This is a genomic window from Methylocystis sp., assembly GCF_021731785.1.
Classification (GTDB): domain Bacteria; phylum Pseudomonadota; class Alphaproteobacteria; order Rhizobiales; family Beijerinckiaceae; genus Methylocystis.
In genome coordinates, this window is sequence record NZ_JAKFWS010000139.1 from 1 (window position 1) to 5,865 (window position 5,865).

The window sequence follows — 5,865 nt, forward strand, 5'->3', positions numbered from 1 at the left end:
GCCAGGAACGCTTGGCGGATCGCCTCGCTTCTGTCCGGCATCGCCAGGGACGGCTGATCGGACGCATGGAGGGGCTAGGCTTTCACCTGCGCGCGGAAGCGGTCCTTCAGACTCTCACTGAAGAAGTCCTGAAATCCAGCGAGATCGAAGGAGAGCTGCTCGACAAGGAACAGGTGCGTTCTTCCATCGCACGTCGTCTGGGCATGGACATCGCTGGACTTGTCCCGGCCGATCGCAACGTGGAAGGCGTCGTCGAGATGATGCTCGACGCGACCCAGAATTACGCGGCCTTGCTGACGAAAGAGCGGCTGTTCGGCTGGCACGCCGCGCTGTTTCCGACTGGTCGCAGCGGAATGCGTAAGATCACTGTTGGCGCATGGCGCACCAAAGAGTCAGGTCCGATGCAGGTCGTCTCGGGACCGATCGGACGCGAACATGTGCATTTCGAGGCGCCACATGCAGGACGAGTCGGCGAAGAGATGCGTGCGTTCCTCGATTGGTTCGAGGCTGACGTCGCAATCGATCCGGTCATCAAAGCTGGCGTCGCGCATCTATGGTTCGTCACCATCCATCCGTTCGAGGATGGCAATGGCCGCATCGCCCGCGCAGTCGCCGATCTCGCGCTCACGCGTTCCGAGGGCACTCCGCAGCGGTTCTACAGCATGTCGGCGCAAATCCGCCTAGAGCGGAACGCCTATTACGACATCCTGGAAGCGACGCAGAAAGGCGACCTCGATATTACCCCCTGGCTTGAATGGTTCCTCGACTGCTTGAATCGAGCGTTCGACGCCGCGGAAACGATCTTGGCTTCCGTCTTACGAAAAGCGCGCTTCTGGGACGCTCGCGCCGGGGAACGGCTCAATGACCGTCAACGCATCATCATCAATCGGCTGCTGAATGGATTCGAGGGCAAGCTCACATCTTCGAAATGGGCGAAGCTCGCCAAATGTTCACAAGACACTGCGCTGCGCGACATTGACGACCTCCTCCAGCGCGGCATCCTGGTCAAGGACGCCGCGGGCGGTCGCAGCACGAGCTACTCGCTGCGCGAAGTCTGAGCATCGACGGAAACGACAATTCTCTTTTCATTGCAGCAGCTGGCCGGATTTTAAACGCAAGGCCGTGGAAATCTTGCCGGTCAGCGATCGTCATCGGCGCCGCCTCTCTCCTTGCCCCTCGAAGGCGTTCGGGCGCCGCGACGCGTGAGGCTATCGATAAGCTCTCTTCTCAATTGATCGCGCTTCGTTTCGGGAGCAGTCATTTCGGCGGCGAACCGGCGCAGCTGCTTCGCAAGCTCGTTATCAGCAGGATCGCCAGATCGCTCGAGATCCCCCGCCTGTATCCGATATGAATCGCGGATCGCCGCCTGCCGGTTGCGCGTCTTTGCCTCCCAAGGGCGCAGCGAATTTTTGCCCGCACGCGCTTCACTCACGATCTCCTCGCGAGCGAGCCGCTCCACGCGCGGCTGCTCGCCGCGATTCCTGATCGTGCGAACGACGCCGTGCTCGGCCTTCCTGACCTTGCCGCGTGCACGGCGCGGCGTCGCCTCCGCCTCGACGCCGCGCAATCGCAATTCGCCGGCGAAGTGCTCGCGCCATGTCGCGAGATCGCCCTTGCGTGGATTGAGCCGCCTTCCGTCATAACCGAGCGAGCGCACTGTGAGGTGGACGTGCGGATGCTCGTCGTCGAGATGCTGAACGAAGACGTAGTCGTGCCGCCCCCCGAAGGTTTCGATCGCAAAGGCGCGGAAGGCTGTCAAACAGCATTGAATCGGGACCCCAGATTTGCATCCAAAAGAGACCCCTTTGGAGACGGGCAGGAACGACCGCGCGCGCCCCGGCGGAGTGGTCAGGGTGCGCGGCCGGGGTGTGCGCGGTGGCGTGAGGCTAACCTTGAGAATCAAGCGCGGTTTTTGAAGCGCCAGCTTTCGTTGCCGGTTTCGACAATGTCGCAGTGATGCGTCAGACGATCGAGCAGCGCCGTCGTCATCTTGGCGTCGCCGAAAACGCTTGGCCATTCGCCGAAGGCGAGATTGGTGGTGACGATCACCGAGGTCTGCTCATACAGCCGGCTGACGAGATGGAACAGCAGTTGGCCGCCGGCCTGCGCGAAGGGCAGATAGCCGAGTTCGCCGAGAACGACAAAGTTCATTCGCGTGAGATAGTCCGCGATGCGTCCCTGCCGGCCGGCGCGCGTTTCCGCTTCGAGCCGGTTGACGAGATCAACTGTGTTGAAGAAGCGCCCGCGCAGGCCAGCGCGGATGCAGCTTCGCGCGAGCGCGATGGCGAGATGCGTCTTCCCGGTTCCCGTGCCGCCGACAAGGACGATATTGCGTTGCTGGGCGACGAAGCCGCCTCCGGCAAGATCGCGCACGAGGGTTTCGTTGATCGTCGCGCCGTCAAAATCATAGTCGTCGATGTCTTTCGCCAGGGGAAGTTTGGCGGTGGTCATTTGATATCTGATGGAGCGCGCCTGCTTTTCGGCGATCTCCGCCTTGAGAAGATCGCCGACGATGCGCGGCGGCTCGTGCTGCCGTTTGACGCCGCTTGTCATCACCTCATCGTAAGCGCTTCGCATGCCAAAGAGCTTGAGTTCGCTCATCAGGTCGAAGATCTGCGTGCGTTCCATCGGCCTCAACTCCTCAGTTGATCGTATCTTGCGCAGTCGGCGAGCGGCATGTGCTGAAGTTTCAGCGCATCCGGGGTGAGAATGGTCAGCGGCGGAACCGGATCGCGGCGGCGCGCCAGAATGTTGAGAATGACATCGGCGGAATGGACGTTCTGATCGAGCGCCTCGGCGCAAGCGGCTTCGACTGCGGGCAGCCCGTCGTCGAGAACAGCGGCGAGGATTTTCACCATCTGCCGGTCGCCATCCGCGGAGCCGGCAAGCTTGCGGCGGATTTTCTCCATGGCCGACGGCAAAACCCAATCCTTGAACGGCGCGCCGTTTCTCAGAGCGCCGGGCTTTCGCGCCAGAACCGCCACGTAATGCCAAGGATCGTAGACCGTCTGCGCGCGACCGAAGGCGCGCTTGTGATCGGCGACGACAATCCCATCCTGGCGGATCACGATACGATCGGCGTAAGCATGAACTTCGACCGGCCGACCGACGGCGCTCGCCTTGACCGAGTATTTGTTGCCGTCAAAGCGCACGAGACACGTCTTCGACACCGAAGCGCTCACCGCGTGGAAGCCGTCGAAGCGCCCCCGCAGCGGCACGAGCTTTTGCCGCTCCTCCTCGAAGACTTCCCACACCGTCTCGTCGGCGATCTCCGGATGGCGGTGCGCCTTGGCGTAGGCGACGCATTTGTCGAGCAGCCAGGCGTTCAGATCGTCATAGCTCTTGAACCGCAGGCGCGGCGTAAAGAAGCGCTCGCGTACGAGACCGACCTGGTTTTCGACCTGACCCTTTTCCCAGCCCGACGCCGGTGTGCAGGCGACCGGCTCAACAAGGTAATGCCCGCACATCTGAAGGAAGCGGCGATTATATTGCCGATCCTTGCCAATGAGGATCGTATCCACCGCGGTCTTCATGTTGTCGTAGACGCCACGCTCGCAGGCGCCCTTGAAAAAAGCGAACGCCCGGTCGTGCGCGTCGAACACCATCTCCGGCTTTGTCACGTTGTCGAACGAAAGACGCGAATGATCTCGTTGACGATCCTGTTTATGCTGCAGCAGTGGCCGAACGCCATGTGTCCACGGCCGAGGCTCGAAAAGCTCGGTGCGTCCTTGCTGAAATGAGATGGCGTTGAACGTTGAACGTGTTGTGGGCTGCTGCGTGAAAGGAGAGAAATCTTTGTGCTGAACCAACGCTCTTGAAACCTTGCATCTTGCGCTCCCGTCGTCGGGTTGGTTGGTGAGAATTCTCTGCTCTGTTGTTTCGCCATCGGCCAGTGCGATGCCGATGTTCGATCCCCAGATCACGCGCGGCGGCATGGTAAGACTGCAGATCGTCGGTAACCAAATTCTCCGGCGCGAAGCCATATTTCTTCAGAAGCTTGCGCATTAATTTCAGCGCTGCGGCCTTATTCCGCCTGGTCTGGACCAAGACATCCAGAACCTCTCCTTCACTATCGACGGCGCGCCACAGATAAACCAAGCGTCCATCGATCTTGAGATAGACTTCGTCGAGATGCCATGTGGTGTGCGGCTTCGGCCGGCGTTTGCGCAGATCGGCTGCGATCTTGGGCCCAAAATGATTGACCCATCGTCTCACGGTTTCATAAGAGACCGCGATCCCCCGTTCCGCTTGTGTGTGTTGAAAACTTCATCCGGAATTGAGGGGCGTCGTGAATTGGCTAAGCTGGCGCAATGATGGCGCTCATCCGCTTTCTGCTGGCCATTCTGACGTCGCCGTTCAAGTCGAAAAGCCGGCTTGAGGCAGAGAATGCTGCGCTCCGGCAGCACCTGGTCGTGCTGCAACGAAAGGTGAAAGGCCGAGGAGAGAATTCGAACGGCGACCGCCTCTTCCTCGTCCAACTTTACCGATGGTTCCCGTCGATCCTCGAGGTTCCTTACGATCATCCGGCCCGAGACATTGGTGCGCTGGCATCGGGCCGGCTTTCGCCGTTATTGGCGTTGGACGTCACGGCGACGCGGCGGACGCCCGCGGATTCAGCCGGAGCTGCGTGCGCTGATCCGGCAGATGAGCGTCGAGAACCGGCTGTGGGGCGCGCCGCGCATTCATGGCGAATTGCTGAAGCTCGGATTCGAGGTTTCCCAGTCGACGGTCGCCAAATACATGGTCAGGCGCCGGGGGCCGCCAAGCCAAGGATGGCGCGCCTTTCTCGCCAACCATGCGCCGCATATCGCTGCAATGGATTTGTTCGTTGTGCCGACCATCGGTTTCGCCCTGCTCTATGTCTTCGTCATCGTCCGGCTCGACCGGAGAACCCTTGTCTGGACCAATGTCACCAGACATCCGACAGCGGACTGGATTGCGCGTCAGATCGCTGAGGCTTTCCCGTGGGATGAGGCTCCACGCTATCTGATCCGCGATTGGGATGGCGTCGTTGGCGCCGCCGTCATGCGTCGGCTACGCGCCATGGGCATACGAGACAAGCCGATTGCGCCTGCGTCGCCATGGCAAAACGCTTTCGCCGAACGGTTGATCGGGTCGATCCGCCGCGAGTGCGTCGACCATCTCATCGTTCTTGGCGCGCAGCATCTGCGTCGGATTCTGCGATGCTACGCTCATTATTACAACGAAGTGAGAACGCATCGGTCGTTAAATAAGGATACGCCGATCTCTCGCGCCGTTCAGCGGATTGGAGACATAAAATCGCACGTCCTGCTCGGCGGAATTCATCATCATTACGTCCGGATATAGTTTTCGGCACACACAGCCTATGCAGTCAGATGCGTAACAGCGCCGAGCGCCACGAAAGCAACCCAAAACAACAGGGGGAAAACGGAAGCTGTGTCGATCTTGGTCATAGGTTCGCCCTCTCGACCATAACGCACAATCCGAGTCGGCGCCGGAGCCGCACAGCGGAAAAATTTGTTCAGCCGTCGACCTTAATCACCAATTTATTGGTTCGTGTGTCTATGACCACGACATCGGCCGATCGTTTCGTTCCTTTGACTTTTCTGGCGACCGCAACAGCGTCGCGGACATCATAGAACCGGTCGTGCAAGACATTGTCGACGCGGACTTCAAAGGGACATTCGACGAGCTTCGTCGGCGTTTCTGCGTTCATGAGCTGCGATAGAGATACCTTGGCGGGCTGTGAGCGAGGCTTCCCGGTTGCGATCTCGTTAGCCGATAGCTCTTTCTCAAAGCGGCCGCGACCTGCTGAAGCCTACGTCGACGCTAAGACCGTCGTCAGCGCCCACGCTTCGTCTTCGCGACAGCCTTGGCGTCGTC

General features: G+C 60.1%; 5 protein-coding genes and 2 pseudogenes. 2 read left to right on the forward strand and 5 right to left on the reverse strand.

Going from position 1 to position 5,865, the window contains the following annotated elements; genetic code table 11:
- Window positions 1–1,058, forward strand: a 1,058-nt coding sequence (locus QZ964_RS18695) for a Fic family protein (protein WP_292533471.1), incomplete at its 5' end; no start/stop codon positions are given.
- A gap of 80 nt (window positions 1,059–1,138) precedes the next feature.
- Here the strand turns inward: QZ964_RS18695 and QZ964_RS18700 are convergent.
- The 4 genes and pseudogenes from QZ964_RS18700 to QZ964_RS18715 all read right to left on the reverse strand — a co-directional run.
- A complete protein-coding gene (locus tag QZ964_RS18700; protein WP_292533472.1) occupies window positions 1,139–1,759 on the reverse strand; it encodes a hypothetical protein in 621 nt (206 codons plus the stop codon).
- Window positions 1,760–1,899: 140 nt separating this feature from the next.
- Window positions 1,900–2,628: an IS21-like element helper ATPase IstB gene (istB, locus tag QZ964_RS18705; RefSeq protein ID WP_292533474.1), complete on the reverse strand. Its 729-nt coding sequence runs from the start codon at window positions 2,626–2,628 to the stop codon at window positions 1,900–1,902.
- Window positions 2,558–3,608, reverse strand: a pseudogene (locus QZ964_RS18710) (transposase); the annotation flags it as partial. The gene istB and the pseudogene QZ964_RS18710, both read right to left, overlap by 71 nt.
- Before the next feature lie 55 nt (window positions 3,609–3,663).
- A pseudogene (locus tag QZ964_RS18715) lies at window positions 3,664–4,248 on the reverse strand (IS6 family transposase); the annotation flags it as partial.
- A gap of 396 nt (window positions 4,249–4,644) precedes the next feature.
- Here QZ964_RS18715 and QZ964_RS18720 point away from each other — a divergent pair.
- Window positions 4,645–5,328 carry an integrase core domain-containing protein gene (locus QZ964_RS18720; protein ID WP_292533475.1) on the forward strand — a complete coding sequence of 228 codons (684 nt, stop codon included), beginning with the start codon at window positions 4,645–4,647 and terminating at the stop codon, window positions 5,326–5,328.
- A gap of 175 nt (window positions 5,329–5,503) precedes the next feature.
- Here QZ964_RS18720 and QZ964_RS18725 read toward each other — a convergent pair whose 3' ends face one another.
- Window positions 5,504–5,698, reverse strand: a complete 195-nt coding sequence (locus QZ964_RS18725; RefSeq protein WP_292533477.1) for a hypothetical protein — start codon at window positions 5,696–5,698, stop codon at window positions 5,504–5,506.
- Window positions 5,699–5,865: the final 167 nt, after the last annotated feature.